Annotated in this window: 19 protein-coding genes and 1 pseudogene; 9 read left to right on the forward strand and 11 right to left on the reverse strand. The window is 40.8% G+C overall.

The features are described from left to right. Positions 1-7 precede the first annotated feature (7 nt). The 4 genes and pseudogenes from I2I33_RS11415 (at position 8) to I2I33_RS11430 (ending at position 2,112) form a co-directional block, all read left to right on the forward strand. Positions 8-682, forward strand: a complete 675-nt coding sequence (locus I2I33_RS11415; RefSeq protein WP_087420218.1) for a hypothetical protein — start codon at positions 8-10, stop codon at positions 680-682. A gap of 155 nt (positions 683-837) precedes the next feature. Further along, positions 838-1,491 carry a superoxide dismutase gene (locus tag I2I33_RS11420; protein WP_087420217.1) on the forward strand — a complete coding sequence of 218 codons (654 nt, stop codon included), beginning with the start codon at positions 838-840 and terminating at the stop codon, positions 1,489-1,491. 125 nt (positions 1,492-1,616) lie between these two features. Then, a pseudogene (locus tag I2I33_RS20470) lies at positions 1,617-1,872 on the forward strand (DUF4160 domain-containing protein). Positions 1,873-1,878: 6 nt separating this feature from the next. Next, positions 1,879-2,112 (forward strand): DUF2442 domain-containing protein, encoded by a 234-nt coding sequence (locus I2I33_RS11430; RefSeq protein WP_087420216.1) that lies wholly within the window; start codon positions 1,879-1,881, stop codon positions 2,110-2,112. Positions 2,113-2,234: 122 nt separating this feature from the next. Here I2I33_RS11430 and I2I33_RS11435 read toward each other — a convergent pair whose 3' ends face one another. The 6 genes from I2I33_RS11435 to I2I33_RS11460 are packed head-to-tail and all read right to left on the reverse strand — an operon-like array spanning position 2,235 to position 7,830. Beyond that, positions 2,235-4,406 (reverse strand): S46 family peptidase, encoded by a 2,172-nt coding sequence (locus I2I33_RS11435; protein WP_087420215.1) that lies wholly within the window; start codon positions 4,404-4,406, stop codon positions 2,235-2,237. Positions 4,407-4,429: 23 nt separating this feature from the next. After that, the gene (locus I2I33_RS11440) at positions 4,430-5,017 is read right to left on the reverse strand and encodes a Maf family nucleotide pyrophosphatase (RefSeq protein WP_195666808.1); all 588 of its coding nucleotides are present in this window, start codon (positions 5,015-5,017) and stop codon (positions 4,430-4,432) included. Further along, entirely contained in the window at positions 5,014-5,946 is a 933-nt protein-coding gene (locus I2I33_RS11445) for a geranylgeranylglycerol-phosphate geranylgeranyltransferase (RefSeq protein ID WP_087420214.1), read from the reverse strand. Before I2I33_RS11445 ends, I2I33_RS11440 begins: the two co-directional genes overlap by 4 nt. A 13-nt stretch (positions 5,947-5,959) precedes the next feature. After that, a complete protein-coding gene (locus I2I33_RS11450) occupies positions 5,960-6,487 on the reverse strand; it encodes a KdsC family phosphatase (RefSeq protein WP_087420213.1) in 528 nt (175 codons plus the stop codon). 20 nt (positions 6,488-6,507) lie between these two features. Continuing rightward, entirely contained in the window at positions 6,508-7,347 is an 840-nt protein-coding gene (locus I2I33_RS11455) for a Rossmann-like and DUF2520 domain-containing protein (protein ID WP_087420212.1), read from the reverse strand. A 3-nt stretch (positions 7,348-7,350) separates the two neighbouring features. Continuing rightward, on the reverse strand, positions 7,351-7,830 hold the full coding sequence (locus I2I33_RS11460) for a hypothetical protein (protein ID WP_087420211.1): 480 nt from the start codon (positions 7,828-7,830) through the stop codon (positions 7,351-7,353). Between the two features lie 129 nt (positions 7,831-7,959). Here I2I33_RS11460 and I2I33_RS11465 point away from each other — a divergent pair, with 129 nt between their 5' ends. The 5 genes from I2I33_RS11465 to I2I33_RS11485 all read left to right on the forward strand — a co-directional run bounded on the left by I2I33_RS11465 (position 7,960) and on the right by I2I33_RS11485 (position 14,281). Then, positions 7,960-8,748 carry an aminotransferase class IV gene (locus I2I33_RS11465; protein WP_087420210.1) on the forward strand — a complete coding sequence of 263 codons (789 nt, stop codon included), beginning with the start codon at positions 7,960-7,962 and terminating at the stop codon, positions 8,746-8,748. Positions 8,749-8,859: 111 nt separating this feature from the next. Then, on the forward strand, positions 8,860-10,230 hold the full coding sequence (locus tag I2I33_RS11470; protein ID WP_087420209.1) for a serine hydrolase domain-containing protein: 1,371 nt from the start codon (positions 8,860-8,862) through the stop codon (positions 10,228-10,230). Between the two features lie 2 nt (positions 10,231-10,232). After that, entirely contained in the window at positions 10,233-11,354 is a 1,122-nt protein-coding gene (locus tag I2I33_RS11475; protein WP_087420208.1) for a glycerate kinase, read from the forward strand. A gap of 120 nt (positions 11,355-11,474) precedes the next feature. Then, complete coding sequence (gene buk, locus I2I33_RS11480; protein ID WP_087420207.1) at positions 11,475-12,548, forward strand: butyrate kinase; 1,074 nt, start codon at positions 11,475-11,477, stop codon at positions 12,546-12,548. Between the two features lie 335 nt (positions 12,549-12,883). Next, positions 12,884-14,281 carry a hypothetical protein gene (locus tag I2I33_RS11485; RefSeq protein WP_087420206.1) on the forward strand — a complete coding sequence of 466 codons (1,398 nt, stop codon included), beginning with the start codon at positions 12,884-12,886 and terminating at the stop codon, positions 14,279-14,281. Between the two features lie 76 nt (positions 14,282-14,357). Here I2I33_RS11485 and I2I33_RS11490 read toward each other — a convergent pair whose 3' ends face one another. The 5 genes from I2I33_RS11490 to purL form a co-directional block, all read right to left on the reverse strand. Next, positions 14,358-15,509: a M20 family metallopeptidase gene (locus I2I33_RS11490; protein ID WP_229128281.1), complete on the reverse strand. Its 1,152-nt coding sequence runs from the start codon at positions 15,507-15,509 to the stop codon at positions 14,358-14,360. A 129-nt stretch (positions 15,510-15,638) separates the two neighbouring features. Further along, a complete protein-coding gene (locus tag I2I33_RS11495) occupies positions 15,639-16,970 on the reverse strand; it encodes a nucleobase:cation symporter-2 family protein (protein ID WP_087420205.1) in 1,332 nt (443 codons plus the stop codon). A gap of 6 nt (positions 16,971-16,976) precedes the next feature. Continuing rightward, the gene (gene xpt, locus I2I33_RS11500) at positions 16,977-17,543 is read right to left on the reverse strand and encodes a xanthine phosphoribosyltransferase (RefSeq protein WP_087420204.1); all 567 of its coding nucleotides are present in this window, start codon (positions 17,541-17,543) and stop codon (positions 16,977-16,979) included. Positions 17,544-17,623: 80 nt separating this feature from the next. Then, the gene (locus tag I2I33_RS11505; protein ID WP_140402555.1) at positions 17,624-19,165 is read right to left on the reverse strand and encodes a PQQ-binding-like beta-propeller repeat protein; all 1,542 of its coding nucleotides are present in this window, start codon (positions 19,163-19,165) and stop codon (positions 17,624-17,626) included. Between the two features lie 637 nt (positions 19,166-19,802). Further along, a complete protein-coding gene (gene purL, locus I2I33_RS11510) occupies positions 19,803-23,492 on the reverse strand; it encodes a phosphoribosylformylglycinamidine synthase (protein ID WP_087420202.1) in 3,690 nt (1,229 codons plus the stop codon). Positions 23,493-23,525 lie beyond the last annotated feature (33 nt).

The raw sequence follows: 23,525 nt of genomic DNA on the forward strand, positions 1-23,525 counted from the left end.
TCTATATATGAAAAACAAATTAATTTACTTGATCTCTGTATTATTTGTGGCAGTTGCATGTTTCTCTTGTAGCGACGATGATGATAATAATAACAATAAAGACCTTATCGGGACTTGGAATTATTCAGGAAAAGCGGCTGATATTCATTTTGAATTTGACTATAATGGCCAAATCAGTATTCCCGAAGGAATAATTCCTCCAGAGGTGGTTCTACCTGATGGAGTTGCTGGCATGATCAGCAACGGAATTGACGCTAGTATAGTTAAACTGTTTTTACCGGGAATTGCAAACAAATATATGTCTCAATATTTCCAAGGAATTAAATTTACTTCTGAAACCGAGATGGAAATATTAATGACCATGAATGACCAACCAGCAACTTTAAAGACGGCTTATACGATTCAAAAAGATATTATAAAAGTCAGTACACAAAGTGATGGTTTTAAAGAGCTATTAGGCACCATTCCCGTTACCTCGATTGATTTGAATTACAAAATAGCAAACAATGAATTGACAGTATATTTAAATACTTCTTACGTGAAAACACTCCTTGCAGCAGTTCCGGCTATTTTAAAAGTTACAGACTTGCCAGCAGAACAACAAACAATAATTGAAGACTTTGTTGAATCTTTTTCAAAAAATCTTAAAACACTGGAATTCGGTGCAAAACTGACGAAATAGAATCATCCATGTACATGGATAAAAACGGGTAGTGAAAAATAGTAACTACCCGTTTTATTTTTTTCATAGAAAGCAGTAACTTTATTCATATTTTATCGTATCCTTAGTAATAGAATTTGTAAATTTAAAAACAGTTTAATTTAAAACATAAAGATATGAAAACAGAAGAGTACAAAGAATTGGATGTGTTGATGTCATCAGAGGTTATAAATACAAAAGGTGAGGACAACAAATTTAAACTACCCCCTCTACCCTATAAAGAAAACGCATTAGAACCTTATATCAGCGAACGTACCATCCAATACCACTACGGAAAACATCTTGCAACTTATATTACGAACCTGAATAATTTAATCGTGGGTACCGAATACGAAAAAATGTGTTTAGAAGGTATCGTGATCAAATCCGAAGGTGGTATTTTCAATAATGCAGCACAAACATATAATCATATATTCTACTTCGAGACCTTCCAGGCTCATCATGCTGCACAAGTTGCTCCGACAGGAAAAATAAAGGAATTGATTGATAAATCATTTGGAAGTTTCGATGCCTTCAAGGAAGCGTTTGCTAAAGCAGCCACCACTTTATTTGGTTCAGGATGGGCCTGGTTGGTTGTGGACAAAGAGGGTAAACTGGAAATCGTACAAACCGGTAATGCAGATACTCCATTGAAACATGGAAAGAAACCCGTGTTGACAATTGATGTCTGGGAACACGCTTACTATTTGGACACCCAAAACGCTCGTCCGAAATACATTGAAAATTATTGGAACATTATAAACTGGGACGTTGTAAACAAACGCCTTTAAAATCCATAATGCATAGAACATCTCTAGCGGCAATTCAATTCCATTGCCGCTATTTTTATAACCTTTTATTTGTGAAAACAGAACTAATTCGTTACATTTGTTATAAACTAGAAAATACATGAATTATGCCCGAAATTTGTAGGTTTTTTGGTATTATAATATTCCTTTATTGGAAAGATCACAATCCACCACATCCATTTCACTTATGGAAATTATGAATGTTCAATCAGTATTCTGGATCGAATTGTTGATGGTCAAGCCCCAGCAAAGGTGATTGTTAAAGTCAATGAGTGGATTGATTTACATGAAACAGAGATTCTTACACTTTGGGAAAAAGCCCAAAAAGGTGAAAAAATAGATAAAATAGAACCTTTAAAATAATTATTTATGTTACGAGTAGTCGATGTTGATTATATCAAAGATTATGAACTTCTTGTAACTTTCAGTGATGGGAACAAGAAGAAAGTTGATTTGAGACCTTACTTAACGGGAGAAGTTTTTGGTGAACTATTGGATAAAGAAAAGTTTGTTCAATACGGCTTAACCCGTATCACTATTGAATGGGCCAATGGAGCTGATTTAGCACCAGAATTTTTGTATGAAATCGGAACTGCCGCATAATATTTAGGTGTCTTGAATTTGTCGGTCTGAGAGTTAAATTCACAAATAAAAAACAAGCCTTTATCGCTGATTTTGCTGATAAAGGCTTGTTTTTTAATACTTTTCCGAAGATGATATTATTATTAATGAATGATTACCATCTCGTCAATCAATCTTTGCGCTCCTGCATATTTATCAATGATAAACAGGACATAGCGAATATCAACGGCAATATTCCGACAAATCTCCGGGCTATATTGCATATCTGACATTACACCTTCCCAAGCACGGTCAAAGTTTAAACCGATCAAATTACCTTCTGCATCTAGAACCGGACTACCGGAATTACCGCCAGTCGTGTGATTCGTTGCGATAAAGCAAACGGGAACTTCCCCGTCTTGAGTGTAGGGGCCGAAATCCCGGTTCTTGTACAAATCCCGTAATTTCTGGGGTACATCATAATCATAGATATTCGGATTATCCTTTTCCATGATACCTTTCAATGTCGTGTAGTGCGTGTAATAAACAGCATCAGTTGCATGGTATCCGGCAATTTTCCCATAAGCTACACGTAAGGTAGAATTCGCATCCGGATAGAACGTTTTATCGGGCTGCATCTCCATCAATCCGGCAATCCACAACCGATTCAATAATTTCAATTCACTTTCAATTCGGCTCAATTCGGGACGAATTTTATCTGCATACAACGTGTAAATTCCGGTCGCCACTCCAAGAATCGGATCTTTTTCAATTTTCGTGATTGATTTCTCTGATAAATTATCGATAAATTTCAGCAAATTATCCTTATGCGTGAATATTGATTTTTTAAACAAGTCGGCAGCATAACGATCAGGAGCGTTCAGTTTAGCATATTTAGGGCTCAAACGAACGACTGACGGTATCCATTGGTCTCCGACTTCCTCATTATTATACAACTTAAACATTTCGGTCAATATCCGTTGATCCGTGGCCACATCGTAATCTTTATAGAAGGCCTCAACGTAATTTTTCAAAGATGTTTTAAGTTGTTCCTTATCTGCGAATTTGTCATAGTTATCCAATACCTGTTCTATTTCACGGGCAAATTTTATGATTTCCGCACCTCCCAATCCGGCCTCCGAAGCATAAGCTGCAGCCAGAATATATTCTTTACGAGCGTCATATAACGCTTTGTAACGATCCGTCAAACCGATATACTCGGTTTTTCCATTACTTTTAGCCCAGTTGTTGAAATTATTTTCAAGAATTCTTTTATTATCTGCCGTGTTGAAACGATCCAATCCTTTAATCTCCCCCTGCCATTTTTTCCAGGCATTAGCAACGCTTGCAGCTTTCGCAGCATATTTTATACGCAACAATTCATCCGACTCCATAGCGGCATTGATTACCTCCAATTTTGCCGTACGGATTTTGATCTTATGCGGGTCTTCAACAGAAACAATTTGATCTATCGCGTAAGAAGTCAGGTACTCGTTTGTCGTTCCGGGATAACCGAAGACCATCGTAAAATCACCTTCTTGTACCCCCCGTGCAGAAATCTTAAAGAATTTAGCCGGTTTATAAGGCACGTTCTTATCTGATATAGCTGCCGGCTCATTGTCCGGTCCCGCATAAATACGCAAAACGGAAAAATCACCCGTGTGACGCGGCCATGTCCAGTTATCCGTATCCCCACCAAATTTACCGATAGCAGAATTCGGAGCCCCGACTAAACGAACATCCCGGAAGATTTTAAACACGGAAAGAAAATATTGATTTCCGTTAAAATATGGCTTTATATTAGCCGCCAGATTGGTTCCTTTAACAGCTTCCGCTTCCAATTTCCGGCATATTTCATTTACCTTCTTCGTACGTTCGCTTTCAGACATCCCGGCATTCAATCCTGCATTGATTTTATCCGTGACATCCTCCATCCGAACTAAAATAGAAGCTGTTATCTTGGGATTAACCAACTCATCCGCCATGGATTGAGCCCAAAAACCATCCCGTAAATAGTTATGTTCCAAACTGGAATGAGCTTGGATCATGCCAAAAGAGCAGTGATGATTCGTAATCACCAATCCTTGATCACTCACGATCTCCCCGGTACAAAAGTGATGAAACGGAGAACCTTCATTACCCAGCCCGATAACGGCATCTTTCAATGAAGCTTGGTTAATGTCGTAAATATCCTCCGCTGTTAATTTAAAACCGGCTTTCTGCATATCTTCTATGTTGTATTTTTTCAACAACATGGGAATCCACATTCCCTCGTCAGCTAAACTTGGTAAAGTCAGCAGAATGAAAGCCAAAAAACATAATGTAATTTTTCTCATTTACTGGTATTTTTGAATGTTATTTATTGAAATTGTAATTTCCGCAAAGTTTCATATAATTTCTGTATCGGTAATCCCATCACGTTATAGAAAGAACCTTCTATACGCTCGATCCCGATGTACCCGATCCACTCCTGAATCCCGTAAGCTCCCGCTTTATCGAATGGCTTATACGTGTCCACGTAGAATTCAATCTCTTCATTTGATAAATGCTTGAAAAACACGTCTGTCCGTGAAGAGAAAGAAAGTTGTTCCGTACGAGTGGTTACGCTCACACCCGTTACGACCAGATGACGATTTCCCGATAGCTCCTGTAACATCGAAATAGCCTCTTTCCGGTCAGCGGGTTTACCTAAAATCCGGTCATGAATACAAACTACCGTATCGGCTGTTATCAATACTTCATCAGCCTTTAGCTCCTCTCGAAAGGCTGAGGCCTTTACTTTCGATAAATATTCCGGTACATTCTCCAAATGGAGTTCTTGAGGATATTTTTCTTCAACATTTTTCAACCGGACTTCGAAGGTAAACCCAGCATCTTTCATCAATTGCTGTCTCCGTGGTGACGCAGAGGCCAATATTAATTTATAATTTTTAATAGAATGCATCATTCACACAACTTACAAAATACACTGACTCCTATGCACAAAACCATAATCAAACGAATCATTCGCAACTGGAATTTCATCTTGTCATTCTTCAATACCGCATAGCCGTAAAACAAGTATGGTATAATCAAAGCTACAACAAAATAAATCCATACGATCGGGGTTCGTGTAAATCCGAATAACAAAAATAGGATCAACGATGTGATGGCAATCGTGATCAACCCGATGATCACCTTTCTCGTTGCCGGAATACCAAATTTTACAGGTAAAGTAACGATTCCATCAGCCCGGTCGCCATTTATACTATATATGTCCTTGTTGATCTCGTAGATCAGCATATTAATAAAAAGAAAATACGAGAAACATACTGTCCAGTAGAACACGTAGGCAAAACTAACGTGCGTTTTCAAAACGACATCCGAGTACACATCACTCAATAACGGGATTTCGAATGTAATCACGGTAAGCGGGATTAATCCGGCCAAAATAGCCACGACGATATTTCCCCAAATAAAACGTTTTTTTATCCGGGAGGAATAAAACCACAATACCAATGATATAATTAAAAATAAGAATACGATCTCAGCATGATGAGCTTCTCTCGCCAGATAATACGCGATTCCCACGGCCACAACATTCAAAATAGAATGTAGAATGATTGCAGCCCTGCGGCTAATGGTTTTCCCAACAATCACGGGTCTGTTTCCCGAAATACGGTCCGCCTTCGTGTCAAAATAATCATTTATGACATAAGCGGCCGACACCAGACAACACACGGCTATTACCAGTAACGAGAAATTGCCTTCCGGCATTTGCAGGGCAAAACCAGCTTTCTCCAGCACGGGCTGGACAACAAAGAAACGCATGGCATACATGGTAAATGCCGTGAATGCGATCGTTCGTAGGCGTATTAACTTGAGAATTTCCAACATCTTATTCTTTAACTTACATACATTTCACGTAGCATTGGGTATCCATCCATTCGCCTTTTGCTTTCAGGACTTGAGCCACGACATCCCGTACGCATCCGAGTCCCCCGGGCGTGTCTGAAATATAACGGGAAATAGCTTTGATCTCTTCGCACGCATCCGAAGGACATACCGGCATACCCACGATTTTCATCACGTTGTAGTCTGGTATATCATCTCCCATATACATCACATTTTCCGGGTTCAGATTATATTTTTGCAAGAACTCGTTCAACGCTTCAACTTTATTCGCCACGCCAAGATACACGTCCTTCACTCCCAATTTCTCAAAACGTTCTCTTACCCCAGGAGCCTGCCCCCCGGAAATGATACAAACCGGGAATCCCTTCTTCGTGCAGTACATCATGGCATAGCCATCTTTCGTACAGGATGTACGAATCAAGTCGCCTTCCGGTGTTATATTCATTTCATGACGTGAAAAAACTCCATCTACATCGAAAGCAAAAGCTTCTACCTTCTTTAATTCCTCTTTGAATAATTTCATAGCGTTCGTATTTATCTAATTTACCACAATGTGGGCATATCTATTGTATCTTGCGAGATCTTTTGATCCCCCGTCTCTTCTTTATCTTGCGTTTCCTTTATTCCTTCCGACAATATCGTGTATATTTTCAGCAAGTCTTTGTCATTCTTCAACATATTCTTGTGCATATTCATGATACTCTCGTCCCCCCGCTTGGCCGGTCCGGTTTGAGCCTCTTCCGGATTTAGGAGCATCACTTTATGTGCCGTCTCGAAAATCAAAGGACGCAGCATAGCAAAAGATAGTCCTTTGTCTTCTAGCAATTTGCCTGCCACTTGATACAAATAATTAGGAAAATTACAGGCAAAAACTGCAGCCAGATGCAATTCTTTACGCTGGACCGAGTCTATCTCGTATATTTTATCCGACAACTTTTCCGCAAACTTTTTAATTCGTTCCTTCACGGGGCCCGTGTTTCCCTCCACACATAATGGGATCTCCCTGAAATCCAGTTCTCGTTTCTTGGAAAAGGTTTGTACCGGATAAATCACCCCGTAGTGTTTGGAATATGACTTGAATACATCCATCGGTTGACTTCCTGAAGTGTGTAGAAGTAACGCATCATCTGGCATTCTAATCGTCTTAATAATAGATGGTAAAACATCATCACTTACACAAAAAATATAAATATCCCCATCCGGATACACCTCATTTGCTTCAGCCGTGTAAGATATTCCCGTCTTCATTCCCAGTTGCCGGGCAGAATCAAGCGTACGACTATAAATCTGACATAAATTCTCTCCCGCTTTTAAAAGGGTCCCGGCCAAATGATGAGCGACATTTCCAGCCCCGATCAATATGATTTTATCTTGTTGTTCCATGTATTAGTAAGCAATATTTTTAGGAGATAATACCCCGTTTTTAATAGCTTCTAAAAGACGTTCACTCGCCTTGCAAATATCTTCATTGAAAACTTCGGAAATTAAAACTAATTTGCCATCGATTATTTGTAAATGTTTATATCCGTTCTTATTGTCCGCTTGATTCAATAATATCAAATCATTCCCGGGAATGAACGTGTGAGTCATTTGGTTGCGAAGTTTATCATACAAAAAGCCATTATCATTTAACAACCGATAACGCCCGCCGAATAACTTTTTTACCCCAAGAGAAAAACGTTTGGCCGACTGCCCTTTGGCTTTCATGGGTTTATTATCTAAAAAACTTCCCAGAACCTCAATCGCTTGCCCCATGATGACAAATTGCATATATGACAAGCCCACGCCCTGCAACTTAGTAATTTCATCCACAATCACTTCACGTATGAAATGCTCTATCCGTTCTATTTGCTCTTGTGTTTCCATATATCAGCCAAAAATAGCGCAAATTATCGAAAGTAACAAGCCCCATTTTCTCTCTCTAAAATTTCTGAACATTTCCGGTTATATAATCGTTTTAAAGCATAAATTCGCGACACATAAAGGAGAAAAATTATGATGTTATTTAATAATAAACCCATCGATAACAAGGAATATTCCGAAGACATCCTAAATGAAGGACTTAGTATATATGAGGTATGCCGGGTTTTTAGAGGAAAAGTTATATTTCTAAACGACAATCTTTTACGACTTGACAATTCAATAAAAAAATCAAATATTGCCATTGATTTGAATTCATTACACGTGGCAGACCAATTAAATCGATTGATTCAGCTTGAAAATATCAAGGAAGGAAATATTAAATACGTACTTCGAGTTACCCCGAAGGGAATCGAGCAATATGTCTATCAGATAAAACATTCCTACCCGTCGGAAGAAGCTTACCAACATGGAATTGACACGGTTACTTGCCATGCTATCCGTGAGAATGCCGAAGTGAAATATGTCAATTCCGAGTTACGGGAAATGACAAACAAGATCATTCAGGAACAAGGAGTTTCTGAAGTTTTATTAATCGATCAGGATAACTGTGTGACAGAAGGTTCTCGTTCAAATGTATTTTTTATCCGGGATAACGTGTTTTACACGGCTCCTCTTCCTCATGTTTTGCCGGGAACTAGTCGGAAACGGGTATTAAATATCTGTCAGGAAGACGGGTTGACCGTGGTGGAACAAAGAGTGAATTACAAAGACATTGCCTCCTATCAAGCAGCCTTTATAACGGGGACTTCCCCACTTGTGTTGCCCATCGCTCATATAGACGGAATAGCTTTCGACCCGCACCACCCATTGCTGGTGAAAGTTATGGAACACTACTTCAATTTATTAAGTAAGAATTTTTAAAGGTGTTTCACATCTGATCTCTTTGAATAAAAATGTATTTTTATTAATATTGCAAGCGTAATATTCCATCTCAAAAGAATATTACGCTTTTTTCTTTAGATTGCAGATGTAATGAAATATATTATACTAATTATACTATTCTTTTCAGTTATCAGTTTCAGACCTTGGAATTCTTTCACGAAAGAAATTCAGGTTGAAAAAGATTCTATTCCCCAAGACACGCTTGCCGTAGCGGTACATGATTTATTCACGAATGAATATTCTGATCTAGTTGAAACCAAGCGTTTAGATCAAACGATTGAACGTTTTATGAGTCAGTGGGAAATAAAAGGGGCTTCCCTCGCAATCATGAAAGATGGAAAACTGATTTATAGCAAGGGATATGGGTATGCCGATGAAGAAAATGAGGTGAAAACCGATGTGAACCACATCTTCCGAATTGCCTCGGTTTCCAAGCTAATCACGGCGGCAGGAATTATGAAATTAGTTGAAAACGGGATTCTATCTTTGGATGATAAAGTATTTGGTGAAGAAGGTATTTTAAGTGACACGACACTTTATGCCCCGATAAAAGATAAACGGGTGAATAATATCACCGTGGAAAATCTTCTACGCCATCAGGGGGGATTCACCAATCGCGCAGGAGACCCTATGTTCTGCCCGGTAGACATAGCGGAAAAAATGAATGTTCCGGCACCAGCTGACTTGAATACCATCATTAAATTTGTTTTATCCCGACGTTTAGGTTTCACACCGGGAACAAGCACGTGTTATTCAAACGTGGGTTACGGAATATTGTCAAGGGTGATAGAAAAAGTTTCCGGAAAAAACTACGAAGAATTTATTCAGGACAGTATACTCATTCCTGCCGGGTGTTATGATATGCATTTGGCACATAATTTGGATAAAGACCGATATTTCAACGAGGTCAGGTATTACGAACAATCGGACGCAGACCTGATCCGTTCATGTGATGGGCGGGACACGCTAGTATATCGCAGTAACGGGGGAAACAATATTGAGGCTCTTTATGGTGCCGGTGGTTGGGTGGCTTCCCCGACCGAATTATTACGTTTCCTTTCTGCCATAGACGCTGACGATTCATATCCGGATATATTGACAAAAGAGAGCGTGGAGACCATGACAAAATGCGTGAAAAACGCTTTACCTCTTGGCTGGATGAACACGAACAATCAGGGTGATTGGTGGCGTTCCGGTACTTTGGCAGGAACCAGTGCCATGTTGAAACGTCAACGGGACGGGTTCTGTTGGGCATTTATCACCAACACGAGCAATTGGACCGGACCTCGTTTTCCCCACAAGATCGAAGGTATGATGGTTCGTGCCATGGATCGGGTAAAAGAATGGCCGGACAGAAATCTGTTCGATCCTGATTACTGCAAGGCTTTCGAAGACGGGAAAAAATTGCTGGCCAATGAAAAAGGAGCCCAAGCACATCCCGTGCATCCTGACAATATCTAACCATGAACCTCATAAACAATCGTAATATTCTTCTAGCTCCTAACTCATTCAAAGGAAGTCTGGATGCTTTCGAGTTTTGTCGAATCCTAGCCACTGAATTAGAGGAATGTGGATTTCATACGATCTCTCTTCCATTAGGAGATGGCGGTGATGGAACAGCCCGAATTGTGGCACATTACCTTCATGCAGACCCTATCAAGACGAAAACGGTAGATGCCTTGGGACGTGAGCATTTTGCCTCGTATTACTTAAAAGACAACACGGCTATCATTGAATTAGCTGAAGCTTGTGGTCTGAAACATTTGAAACGAGAGGAGTATGACATCTTGAACACGAACACGGCAGGGTTCGGTGTTTTAATCAATCATGCCCTCTCTCAAGGAGCGACCCATTTGATTCTTTGTGTCGGTGGAAGTGCCAGCGTGGATGGTGGTACAGGAGCTCTGCAAGAAATGGGATTGACAATTGTCAATAACTCTCTGAACAGAAATTATATTACAGGTATTAAGGATATTAATATCGAATTATTGCAGCAAAGGTTTAAAGGAATACATATTACAATACTATGTGATGTTGATAATTCTATTTGTGGACCGGAAGGTGCAGCTGCTGTGTTTGCCCCGCAAAAAGGAGCATCACCAGAACAAGTTGTCATGCTTGATAATCAATTGCGCCTTTGGAGTACTTTATTAAAACAGCATACAGGTAGAGATGTAACCCGGTTAAAACATGGAGGTGCCGCGGGTGGAATCACGGCGGCCATGCACGCTTTACTAAACGCACAACTTGTTTCGGGTTCCGAATATTGCTTGACTCTCTCCCATTTCCACGACAATCTTTTACAAGCCGGAATTGTTATCACCGGAGAAGGAAAAATTGATATCCAGTCCTTTTATGGCAAAATTCCGGGAACAGTTGCAACCTTATGTTTGCAACAAAACGTTCCGGTTTATGCCGTTGTCGGATTGGCAGAAAAACAGGTCCTTACCCGTTTCGATAAAGTATTCACGATGAGCCAGTATGCCCGTTCTATTCAAGATTCTATAAAGAATGCCCCGTACTACCTAAAGATCATTGCTCAAGCCATTGTTGATGCCCTTTATTCATCCGCTTATTCGGATTGATTCTCTATTATAAATAAATTATCACTTTTTCTTTGAGTTTTGCTTACAATTTATAAATTTTGCAGCCTCATAACGTGCGAAAAAGAATAATTATTAATATTTAAAATAACAATTAAAACTATGTCATTTAAAATTCTTGCGATCAATCCGGGATCAACTTCCACGAAAATTGCAATCTTTGAAGATGAAACAGAGAAATTTGTAAAGAACATCAAACATTCCGCAGAGGAAATTGCGAAATTCGATAACGTGGCTTCACAGTTCCAATTCCGGAAAGATATTATTCTTTCTGAACTGAAGAATGCTGGATTTAATATTAATGAAATCAACGCAATTGTTGGAAGAGGAGGTTTAGTTAAACCTATCGAATCCGGTGTATATGAAGTAAATGAGGCGTTAATTAACGACTTGAATAATCCTCCTCTTGGAGAACATGCCTCCAATTTAGGTGGTCTGATCGCAAACGATATCGCAAAATCTCTTAACAACGGAACAAAAGCTTATATTGCAGATCCCGTGGTGGTTGATGAATTGCAAGATGTAGCTCGTTTGACCGGACATCCTGATTTTACAAGAGTATCAATCTTCCATGCCTTGAATCAAAAGGCAATAGCACGGACTTATGCAAAAGAAATTGGGAAGAAATATGAAGATATAAACTTGATTATCGCGCATCTTGGTGGAGGGGTTTCTGTTGGAGCGCATGATCACGGACGGGTAATTGACGTGAATAATGCTTTGGATGGTGATGGTCCTTTTTCACCGGAACGTTCAGGAAGTCTTCCTACAGGTCAGTTGGTAAAACTATGCTTCAGCGGTAAGAAAACCGAAGCAGAAATCAAGAAAATGTTGAAAGGTGCAGGCGGATTAGTGGCTTATCTTGGAACAAACGATGCTTACGAAGTAGAAATAAAGGCAAAAGAAGACCCGAAATATAAATTGGTACAAGATGCCATGTCCTACCAGGTAGGTAAAGCCATTGGTGAAATGGCTGCCGTGCTAAAAGGTAAAGTTGATGGTATCCTGTTAACCGGAGGAATTGCTCACAACCCCTTCTTGGTTGACTACGTGAAAGAGATGGTCGGATTTATCGCTCCGATAAAAGTATATGCCGGTGAAGATGAGATGAGAGCATTAGCTATGAACGGACTGATGGTTCTTCGCGGAGAACTTTCCGGAAAAATCTACAAGTAATAATTTAGGATTAGTAATAGATTACAAGTGACTGGTTAATAAATTTAGCCAGTCATTTTTTACTGAGTACAATACCTTATATTTGCCTCGCAGACACACGGGTATCTCTCCGTACTCTCGTTAATATCTCATTTATATTTTAATATATTCTATCTTAAAAATCAATTGTTCGTATCGTTAACCTATCGTTGACCTACAATTAACCTATCAGTGAGACACCGGGTTATCTATAATGTAATACTACCGGAAATCCAAGGAACACTCTAATGGCTCTAAAGAAGTATCTTTGCATATTTTTTTGTAGTTTTGCAACAAGACAAAATACAAATAACAAAATGAAAGATACCATTTATTCCTTCAAAATGTTGAGCTTGTTAATAGTCCTTGCATTTTCTAACTATAGCATGGCTCAAGAAGTATCCTTGAAAAAACAGGATGTAAAAACAAAAGAAAAAATCACGACCCATTTCTCCGGTCACCTGTCAGGTAATACTGATGCCTATAACGACAAAAGCACACTCAAATCAACTGATGTGAAAAAGATGCAGCAAATCGTGTGGGATGCATGGAAGGAGGCAAATAACAAATTCTCCGAGCAGAAGCTGATTAATCTTGATAAACTGGAAAAAGCAAATTCAGGAAAATGGACTCTTCCGCAGGAACTGGAACCCAATGCAATCATGCCGTATTACTGGGGTTACAAGGGGGATGCAGAACCGGAAGGAGGTTTCCCATTATATCTATACACGCATGGTTCTGGAGATAAAACCAGTGAATGGAGAACGGGAATCAACATATGTCAAAAGTTCGATGATGCTCCATCGGTTTACTTCATACCTCAGATCCCCAATATGGGCGATTACTATCGTTGGTGGCAAAAGGCAAAGCAATTTGCTTGGGAAAAGATGTTACGTTTAGCTTTCGTATCCGGAAAAATAAATCCCAATAAAGTTTACTTTTTCGGAATATCAGAAGGCGGATACGGTAGTCAACGGTTAGCATCATTTTATGCGGATTATCTGGCTGCAGCAGGCCCGATGGCTGGAGGGGAACCTCTGAAAAATGCACCTGTTGAAAATTGCAGAAACATCGCCTTCTCTCTGTTAACAGGAGCAAATGACAGGGGATTTTACAGGAATAAACTCACGCAACGCACGAAAGACGAATTTGATAAATTAGAAAAAGCTAATCCGGGTAACTTTATCCATCGTATAGAACTGATTCCCGGTATGGGACATGGTATAGATTACAAACTTACAACCCCTTGGTTGAAACAATATACCCGGAATCCTTATCCCAAGCATGTAAGCTGGGAAAACTTCGAAATGGACGGTCTATATCGTAATGGATTCTACAACTTATTTGTTGAAGAACGTTCTAATGATGATACGAAATCCAGAACCCATTATGAAATGGATATACAGGAGAATAATATTTCCTTAAAGGTTGATTTAGTTACTTATAAAGCAACAGAAATTGATCCGAACTGGGGTATTGAACTGGATTTTGAAAAGAGCTATCAACCCGCAACCAAAGGGAAAGTAATCATTTACTTGAATGATCAACTGGTAGATTTAGACAAAGAAATTACATTGGTAGTAAATGGGAAAGAGGCTTTCAAGGGAAAAGTTAAACCACAACTTAAAAACATGGTGAACAGTTGTGCTGCATTTTTCGACCCGAAAAGAATCTATCCGGCAGCAATAGAAGTAAATATTGCAGATTTACAGTAATCATCGGAATATACGATAAGAAATCCCCAAGACTCTAACTCTTGGGGATTTTTAATATGTATCCTAAAGTATTTCATTAACCCAAAATCCTGACACAATTTTCCACCATTAGTGCGATACCCGCTTTCATAGCATTCTCGTCGGGAGCCATTCCCGGATTGTGAAGTGGAGGCATACTCTCCTGTTCCGGCGGACAAACACCCAAGACCCAGAAGACTCCTGGAATCTTCTCCAAGTAAATGGCAAAATCTTCTCCTAAGGTAAGATGATCCATTGGGATCACATTGTGTTCTCCCAGTAAATCTGTTGCATTTTTCTTCACAAATTCTGTCAAACTCTTATCATTCACCAACACGGGCAATCCATTCCAAGTTTTATCCAAATGGAATGTACAACCGTATAAATCACAAATGGAGTTTGATTTTTCCTCAATTAACTCGAATATCTTATATCGTAAAGAGTTGTCATGCGTCCGGACAGTACCCAACACGTCTACCCGATCCGGAATTACGTTATTACACGTGCCACCATGGATAGAAGTGATCGAAAGAACCGCCGGGATCAACGGGTCTCGAAATTTAGTAATCAACGTCTGGTAAAATTGTATCAAGCAAGCCGTGGCCAATATGGGATCCGAACCCATATGCGGCATGGCCGCATGAGTACCTTTACCTTCCACGGAAAAAATAATATTATCTGAAGAGGCGAAAAAGGCCCCGGGACGAATTCCGACAGTTCCGGTCGGAAGGTTCGGGAAAACGTGTTGTCCGAATATAGCTTGCGGAACGGGGTCTTTTAAAAGTTCGGGAAGTAATAGACGAGCCCCTCCCGGACGTTTCTCTTCACTGGGTTGAAAAACAATTTTTATTGTTCCCTGTAATTTGTCTTCTCCGGATTTAAGAACAAGTGCTGCCCCTAAAACCATAGCCATATGCATATCATGTCCACAAGCGTGCATCATGCCTTCATTTTGAGAACAATAGGGTAATCCGGTCTCTTCCTTGACTTTCAGAGCATCCATATCAGCCCGAATTGCGATACATTTCTCTCCTTTCCCCACGGTTGCAATTAATCCCGTCCCCACTTTTTGGTACGGGATTCCATTTTGTTCCAGTACTTCCGTAATATAGCGTTGCGTCTCCACTTCTTGCATGGCGAATTCCGGATGTTGATGAAAATAACGCCGGAATTCAACAGCCAAAGGGTAAATCTCTTCTATTCCTATCATTTTATGCTATTAATCTAATCATTATTAATCCTAACAAGATGGCAATCGTAAAACTTGCAAATGTTCCAATTAAAAACAAACTTATAAGGTTGTTTTTTTAAAATCAACTCTTAAAGGTTGTTTTCACGATTATTCTTTCACGTGTATCAGTACATTCGACACAATTGCCGTCAAACCTCCCGTCGTAATCCCGGATGAGAATATATTTTTAATGGTATCGGAACAACTGTTCAATATTTCCGGAATGAATTCGACACTTAATCCCAAGGAGAAACTTAATGCTATAACCAGCGTGGCTTTCCTATTTATATTCTGGGAGGCAATAATACGGATTCCGGCAGCAGCAACCGTACCGAACATAAGTAGTGTCGCTCCCCCCAGAACCGGTTCCGGCATTAACGAGAACACCAGCCCAACAGCAGGAAAAAGTCCCAGTATCACTAAAAAAGCAGCAATATAATATCCCACGTAACGACTGGCCACTCCCGTTAATTGTATCATCCCGTTATTCTGGGCAAACACTGAATTCGGGAAAGAATTAAATGCCCCTGCCAAGAAAGAATTGAAACCATCGGCAAGGATTCCCCCGGAAGCCCGTTTAATAAACTTCTCTCCTTCCACGGGTTCCCCCGAAATCATGGAGTTAGCCGTAATATCACCATAAGCCTCGATAGCAGTAATCATGTAAATCAACCCGACGGCAATAAATGATGACCAACTAAAAGCTAACCCATATTTAAAAGGAACAGGAATATTTACCCCGGAATAACTCTGTACAGAAGAGAAGTCAATCATACCCATGAAATAAGCGACAACATATCCCACGACTAACCCGATCACGATGGAACTCATCCGTAGATATTTATTATTACTCCGGTTAAAAAAGATGATCAAAACTAACACCAATAAAGCCAATCCGAGATTCTCGAAACTACCGAAAGTACCGTTTTCTTTAGCAATAACACCCCCACCACAAGCCGTAATACCTACTTTCACCAGACTCATCCCGATTAATGTTACCACAATTCCCGATACCAGAGGGGTAATGACTTTCTTGGCATATTTCAAAATCCTACTTATCAGCATCTCAACCACTGAACCTGCCATGCACACCCCGAATATCAGAGGCAAACCACCCGCCAATCCCGTAGATATAATCGGGCCGATAAACGAAAAACTTGTTCCTTGAATACATAATAACCCGGTTCCGATAGGTCCAACCCGTCTACACTGAATAAAAGTAGAGACACCAGAGGCAAAAAGAGCCATCGAAACGAGAAAACCCGTTGTTTCCAAGTCAAGGTTCAACGCCCCGGCAATAATTAACGGTGGAGTTATAATAGCAACAAAGATGGCTAATAAATGCTGTAACGCAGCAAAAAAAGCCTCTTTAAAAGGTGGACGGTCCTCTATTCCATAAATAATGGCCGAGCTAACCTGACGATTGGTCGTTTCACTCATGCCGGATTATCTTATTTTTATCTGACAATTATCCAGACTATCTATAATAGCTAAGGATTCAACGTGAATCCCACGTTCTCTCAGTACTTCGCCCCCATGTTGAAAAGCTTTTTCAATAATAAATCCCATGCCTACAAGTTGTGCCCCCGCCTGGTCAATCAAATCAATAATACCATTCGCGGCATTCCCGTTTGCAAGGAAGTCATCAATAAAAAGCACACGATCCTCTTTACTCAAGAAATCTTTACTGATACAAACATTATATTCCCGGTCTTTTGTAAAAGATCGTACTGTCGTTGAAATCATATTTTCCATCGTTTTCGGTTGCTTTTTCTTGGCGAAGACCACGGGCAATTCCAAAAGATACCCCACCATGATTGCCGGAGCGATACCGCTAGCCTCAATGGTCATCACTTTATTAAAATCCTTATTCGCGAAACGACGCACAAATTCCACCCCGATCGACTTCATTAAAATCGGGTCCATTTGGTGATTAATAAAACTATCCACTTTTAAAATGCCACCTTCAAAGCATTTTCCATCCTGTAAGATTCTTTTCTTGAGCAAATCCATATTGATCGTACTTTTTACACTTCGGCAAAAGTAAGAATAATAATCAAAAAACAGGCTTTTTACTATAACTTGAATAAAAATTAATGAATCACCTCGTCCAAATCAACAATGGTTATCTTATTTTCTTGGGCATCGTACAATTTATTCCCAACGCGTACGGCATCTTTACTGATTCGTAAATGAGCCCATAACTCTCCTGAAGGAGCGATTACAATAGTTTCCTCTCCACGGGAAAGAAAAGAATACCCCTGATAAGTCAGGTAACACAGACTGTACTCGCTCGGCAATAACATTCTTGCGCCCTGAGCATCCGCCTTGACACACAATATATTTTGTTTTCCGGTAAGGATATAACATTGAGTACTATCCATCTCCTGCAATGTCTTGTATCTAGAATCTTCCAAAACAAATATCCGGTTACTGGCAAAATATCCTGCCCGATCTTTATCCAGAGAAAATTCTACTTGAATTCCCTGAGCCAAATCCGACGAGGACAATTTTATCAGATGCTGGTCAAATAATATATACAAAGTATCTTTGGACACTTGTACGTGATTTACAATTCCCAAAGTAGTTGGGAATGAGGAAAACGCTTCTTGAAGTCCCGTATTCTGATTGAACTTAGCGACATAAGGAATCCCCCATTTTTTCGTCATCGTGCCTTTAACGAGACCACTTCCGTAGTTTACCATGTAAAGCGAACTGTCCATTGTAAATATCTGGGATTCTCCGGTTATTTTTCGGGACAGCCCTTGTAACCAAAGCACTTTTCCCATGTGATCCAAACAAAACAAACGATCACATGATGCTATATATATTTTCTCTTTTTCAATGAGAATATTCGAGGTAAACCTTTGCATAAATTCCTTTTCAGCTTTAGGGAAAGGTAATTCTTTTAAAAAGATCTCATGCCTCCATCCTTCCCCGTTTTTCATGTTAATCGCATACAAGGCATCTGAAAGCAGGAGAATAACCGAATCATTCAAGGGTAACATATCCGCCCATCCTTGTTGGGAAAAGATCTTCCTTTCCCATATTTTCTTCCCATTATACAAGTTGATCCCTTCCAGTTTCGAAACCTCCGTACTCCCCAAATTATCTTTACATCTTATCCCCACGCCCAATTTCTGATCCACGTAACTAATGCTACCTCTATCATTCCAACGTTCCTTTCCACTCCGTCGGTCAAAGCACCGGGTCTTGAAGTTGGACGTCAAAAATAACACGTTCTGAACAGGACTGAGATTCTCAATATCACTATTAATTTTACAATGCCACAAGGATCGTTCCTTTTCCGGGTCCCAAACAAATAGTATTCCCGAACCTTGTGGAACCCCTTTCCTTGAAAACCGGTCCAATTGCACGGAAATAGTTTTCGTGATAGAATCCGCATACAAATGCCGTACATACCCCTCTACCAATATTTCTTTCCCCGAAATATTTTCCTGCCTTTGATAATGACGCCCAACCAACCGGGGCATCACCTGGTCTTCCGACTCTTGTTTTGTGGACTGGGCAAATCCATCGATACAAATAACCGACAATAACATACTCCATAAAAAGAAAATCCTAACGAAAGACATTTCTGTAACCATGATCGAGAAATTTATATCTACTTTCACAAATATATCATTTTATTTAGAGTTTGTTTAAATTTTGTTGAACAAAATCTTGTCGTTACTTGATTACCACTAGATCATGCTAATGTTCCTTCGAGGTTCCTATATGTCTCCGTCTCGATTTGTGCCGTATTCAAATGTATTTCCTCCGGCGATCACTCGCTAGTGACACGGAGAAAGCACGGAGAAAGTACGGAGAAGACCTAGCCAAACAATAGAGTAACAGCGTATTATAAGAGTAGCGAAGTGCTTGTTGTCTGATAACCATCTTATACCGAGATAGTTGATCTAAAAAAGTACATATAAATTCGAGAAATCCTCTTCATGCAAGGGAGTATGAAATAAAAGAAGGCAACCCCAAAGCCTTGTTTAAATGGCTTTGGGGTTGCCCTCTTTTATTTTGACTCCCAAGATTTATATTAGGTAATTATATACCACTTTACAGTCTATTAAGGTAATGCTTGTTTTCATTCTCAAACTCCTCCGTCACTTCGTGCCACCTCCTCTATGAACAGAGGAGGAGCTGGTGATTCTTCCCGAAGAAAGGGAGTATTTTCAACTCTCCCTCTGTTTATAGAGGGAATACGGCGAAGCCGGGAGGGAGTTGGTTTCCTGTAAATTCATATATAAGTTCCTTATATTATTTATGCTCTTCAATCCACAAACGGGCATTTACAAACGCTTCAATCCACGGGCTGACTTCATCTTCCTCCCGATCCTCGGCATAATATGCCCAGTTCCACGGGTGAAGAGAACGTTCCAAGTGAGGCATCATTGCCAAGTGACGCCCGTCTTTACTACAAATAGCTGCCGTGGCAAAAGGTGATCCATTCGGATTCGCCGGGTAAGTGTCATGGCTGTATCGAAGTGGAATATTATATTCTTCTTGTCCGTAAGGTAATTGGAATTGTCCCTCTCCGTGAGCCACCCAGATTCCCAAACGAGATCCGACTAATGACTTCAATAACACGGAATTGCTCTCCACGACATCCACGCTCAAGAATGCGGATTCCAGTTTGTGGGATGCATTATGCAACATCTTCGCCTTCTCGCCATGTTCCGGGTAGACCAAGTCTAGCTCAACCATCAACTGGCAACCGTTACAAATACCCAAGCTCAAAGTATCTTCACGTTTATAGAAGTTTTCCAAAGCCACCCGAGCCTTTTCGTTATATTTAAAAGCTCCGGCCCATCCTTTAGCAGAACCAAGCACGTCCGAGTTCGAGAACCCACCAACAAACACGATAAAGTTCACGTCTTCCAAAGTCTCTCTTCCGGAAACAAGGTCTGTCATGTGAACATCCTTCACGTCAAAACCGGCCAAGTGCATCGCCCATGCCGTTTCCCGCTCGCACTGACATCCTTTCTCCCGGATAACGGCAGCTTTTATACCCGAAGGTTTAACACGGTTAACATCCAATCCATATTGGGAAAGCTTACCGCTGAATGAAGGTGCAAACTTGTATTTTAGATCATGATTCTTATAGTTTTTATATCTTTCAAGGGCCAACTCATTGCCACTCTGACGACGATCTAACAAATAAGATGTCTTAAACCACAAGTCTCTTAATGACGGAATATCCAAATGGAAGTTTTTACCGTCTTTCTTGATATTCAACTTTCCGGCCTTACCCAAGCATCCCAAGAAATTGTAAGCCACTCCCGCTTCATCCAAGATAGCGGCAACCTTCTTGCAATCCTTAATCTGTACTAGTACACCCGGATTCTCCGCGAACAAGATCTTCACGATGTCCTTTTCAGCTAGGTAAGAAAAATCAATATCCAATCCTAAGCGATTATCAGCAAAACACATTTCCAACAAAGTCGTGATCATACCTCCGGCAGAAATATCGTGTCCGGCTAAAACATACCCTTCCTCAACCAAACGCTGTATTGCCATGAAAGCATTCACGAAATAATCGGCATCCTTTACATCCGGGGTCTCTTTACCTACCCGGTTCAACACTTGAGCAAAACTGGAACCTCCCAATTGCAATGTATCAAAAGAGAAATCGATATACACGATTTCAGAATCCTGATCCGGTTTCAGTACCGGAGAAACAATCTTCTTCACATCGGTAACCTCACCCACGGTAGAAATAATCACGGTTCCCGGGGCGTACACTTTATCCTTACCATACTTTTGCGTCATGGAAAGAGAGTCTTTCCCTGTCGGGATATTAATTCCCAACTCGATGGCAAAATCACTGGCAGCTTGTACGGCTTTATATAAACGGGCATCTTCACCGGCATTTTTACAAGGCCACATCCAGTTAGCAGACAAGGAAACACCTTTAATTCCCTGTTCGATAGGAGCCCAAACCAAATTGGTCAAGGCCTCTGCAATAGCCAATCTCGAACCGCAAGCCGGGTTTGCCAATGCCGCTACCGGAGCGTGCCCGATGGACGTGGCAATACCTCTTTCTCCTCGATAATCGAGAGCCATGGCACCCAAGTCATTCAAAGGTAACTGTAAAGGTCCGGCGCATTGCTGACGGGCCACACGACCGGTAATAGAACGGTCAACTTTACTTGTCAACCAATCCTTACAAGCAACAGCCTCAAGCTGCAAAACTTGCTCGATATATTCTTCAACTTTATCTTCACTATATTCAACATCGGCGAAATGTTCTCTTTTGGTTTTATCCTCCATCACTGTTTTCGGGGGATTTCCGAACATATCCGTCATCTCCAGATCAATGGGTTTCTCTCCGGTTCTGGCATCTTCAAACACGAAACGATGATCTCCCGTGGTCTCCCCGATCACGTACATCGGAGCCCGTTCCCGATCAGCCACACGCTGCAAGGTTTCCACGTCCTTTGCTTTCATTACGAGGCCCATCCGTTCTTGGGATTCATTTCCCACGATCTCTTTGTCGGAAAGAGTCGGATCACCGACAGGCAATTTCTCCAAGTGAATCAATCCACCTGTTTCCTCCACCAGCTCGGACAAGCAGTTCAAATGTCCTCCTGCCCCGTGGTCGTGAATAGAAACAATCGGGTTTACATCGCTCTCGGCCATAGACCGGATGGCGTTACATACCCGTCTTTGCATTTCCGGATTGGAACGTTGCACCGCATTCAACTCGATAGCGTTGGCATATACTCCCGTATCCACGGAAGAAACGGCCCCACCACCCATTCCGATGCGGTAATTATCCCCTCCTAGCAAAACAACCTGTTCGCCAACCTCCGGGGTCTTTTTCATGGCTTGTTCTTTATTACCAAAACCGATACCACCTGCCTGCATGATTACTTTATCGTAACCATACGTCTTTTCGTGTTCCTTATGCTCGAACGTGAACACGGAACCCACGATAAGGGGTTGTCCGAATTTATTTCCAAAATCAGATGCCCCGTTAGAAGCCTTGATCAGAATGTCTTCCGGAGTCTGGTATAACCATTTCCGAGGATCAATAGCCGATTCCCAAGGACGACCTGCCTCCAAGCGCGGATATGATGTCATGTAAACGGCCGTGCCTGCCAACGGAAGTGATGCTTGTCCCCCGGCGATACGGTCACGGATCTCACCACCGGAACCGGTTGCCGCCCCGTTAAAAGGCTCTACCGTGGTCGGGAAGTTATGAGTTTCCGCTTTTAATGAAATAACCGTGTTAATATCTTTTTGCGTGTAGAAATCCGGTTTGTCCGGTGTTGCCGGGGCAAACTGCACCGTGGCCGGTCCTTCAATGAAAGCGCAGTTATCTTTGTAGGCCGAAACAATCCGGTTCGGGTTCGTTCGGGAAGTTTTCTTGATCATGGAGAACAAAGACTCTTCTTGTTCTTCCCCATCAATAATAAATGTACCTCCGAAAATCTTATGACGGCAATGCTCGGAATTCACTTGTGAAAAACCGAAGACCTCGGAATCTGTCAACCGACGGTTTAATTTCTTGCTCAGACCTTCCAGATAAGAGATTTCATCTTCATTCAGCGCCAATCCCTCCTGTTGGTTATATGCCCGGATATCCTCGATATACACGATCGGGTCCGGTTTCTTGTCAATGGTAAACGTATCTTGATTCAGACCTTTGTAAAATGCTTGAAGCATCGGGTCAAAAGCCGCTTTTTCATCTTCCACACGAGTAAATTCCTCTATCCGCAAGATACCGGAAATACCCATATTCTGAGTAATCTCCACGGCATTAGTACTCCACGGGGTAATCATTTCCCGACGAGGTCCCACGAAAAAGCTTTTCAGTGAATCGCTTTGAACTTTCTTAGCCCCACTGAATAACCATTCTAACTTACTTACATCTAAAGGATTTTCCGATTCTTTATAGTGTACGGCATACACTGTTGCATCTTTTTGATAGAATACTATAGCCATGTGTTTTATTTGTTTATTTTCAACTACACGTAT

The organism is Butyricimonas sp. BSD2780061689_150309_C8, assembly GCF_015560935.1.
Classification (GTDB): Bacteria; Bacteroidota; Bacteroidia; order Bacteroidales; family Marinifilaceae; genus Butyricimonas; species Butyricimonas paravirosa.

What these genes read in the sequence shown, in the direction of transcription:
- I2I33_RS11455 (WP_087420212.1), bottom strand. Translation starts at nt 7,347, where the DNA reads ATGGAACAACAAGATAAAATCATATTGATCGGGGCTGGAAATGTCGCT.
- I2I33_RS11460 (WP_087420211.1), bottom strand. Translation starts at nt 7,830, where the DNA reads ATGGAAACACAAGAGCAAATAGAACGGATAGAGCATTTCATACGTGAA.
- I2I33_RS11490 (WP_229128281.1), bottom strand. Translation starts at nt 15,509, where the DNA reads ATGATAGGAATAGAAGAGATTTACCCTTTGGCTGTTGAATTCCGGCGT.
- I2I33_RS11440 (WP_195666808.1), bottom strand. Translation starts at nt 5,017, where the DNA reads ATGATGCATTCTATTAAAAATTATAAATTAATATTGGCCTCTGCGTCA.
- I2I33_RS11465 (WP_087420210.1), top strand. Translation starts at nt 7,960, where the DNA reads ATGATGTTATTTAATAATAAACCCATCGATAACAAGGAATATTCCGAA.
- I2I33_RS11420 (WP_087420217.1), top strand. Translation starts at nt 838, where the DNA reads ATGAAAACAGAAGAGTACAAAGAATTGGATGTGTTGATGTCATCAGAG.
- I2I33_RS11430 (WP_087420216.1), top strand. Translation starts at nt 1,879, where the DNA reads ATGTTACGAGTAGTCGATGTTGATTATATCAAAGATTATGAACTTCTT.
- xpt (WP_087420204.1), bottom strand. Translation starts at nt 17,543, where the DNA reads ATGGATTTGCTCAAGAAAAGAATCTTACAGGATGGAAAATGCTTTGAA.
- I2I33_RS11485 (WP_087420206.1), top strand. Translation starts at nt 12,884, where the DNA reads ATGAAAGATACCATTTATTCCTTCAAAATGTTGAGCTTGTTAATAGTC.
- I2I33_RS11475 (WP_087420208.1), top strand. Translation starts at nt 10,233, where the DNA reads ATGAACCTCATAAACAATCGTAATATTCTTCTAGCTCCTAACTCATTC.
- I2I33_RS11445 (WP_087420214.1), bottom strand. Translation starts at nt 5,946, where the DNA reads ATGTTGGAAATTCTCAAGTTAATACGCCTACGAACGATCGCATTCACG.
- I2I33_RS11495 (WP_087420205.1), bottom strand. Translation starts at nt 16,970, where the DNA reads ATGAGTGAAACGACCAATCGTCAGGTTAGCTCGGCCATTATTTATGGA.
- I2I33_RS11450 (WP_087420213.1), bottom strand. Translation starts at nt 6,487, where the DNA reads ATGAAATTATTCAAAGAGGAATTAAAGAAGGTAGAAGCTTTTGCTTTC.
- I2I33_RS11470 (WP_087420209.1), top strand. Translation starts at nt 8,860, where the DNA reads ATGAAATATATTATACTAATTATACTATTCTTTTCAGTTATCAGTTTC.
- I2I33_RS11415 (WP_087420218.1), top strand. Translation starts at nt 8, where the DNA reads ATGAAAAACAAATTAATTTACTTGATCTCTGTATTATTTGTGGCAGTT.
- purL (WP_087420202.1), bottom strand. Translation starts at nt 23,492, where the DNA reads ATGGCTATAGTATTCTATCAAAAAGATGCAACAGTGTATGCCGTACAC.
- I2I33_RS11435 (WP_087420215.1), bottom strand. Translation starts at nt 4,406, where the DNA reads ATGAGAAAAATTACATTATGTTTTTTGGCTTTCATTCTGCTGACTTTA.
- buk (WP_087420207.1), top strand. Translation starts at nt 11,475, where the DNA reads ATGTCATTTAAAATTCTTGCGATCAATCCGGGATCAACTTCCACGAAA.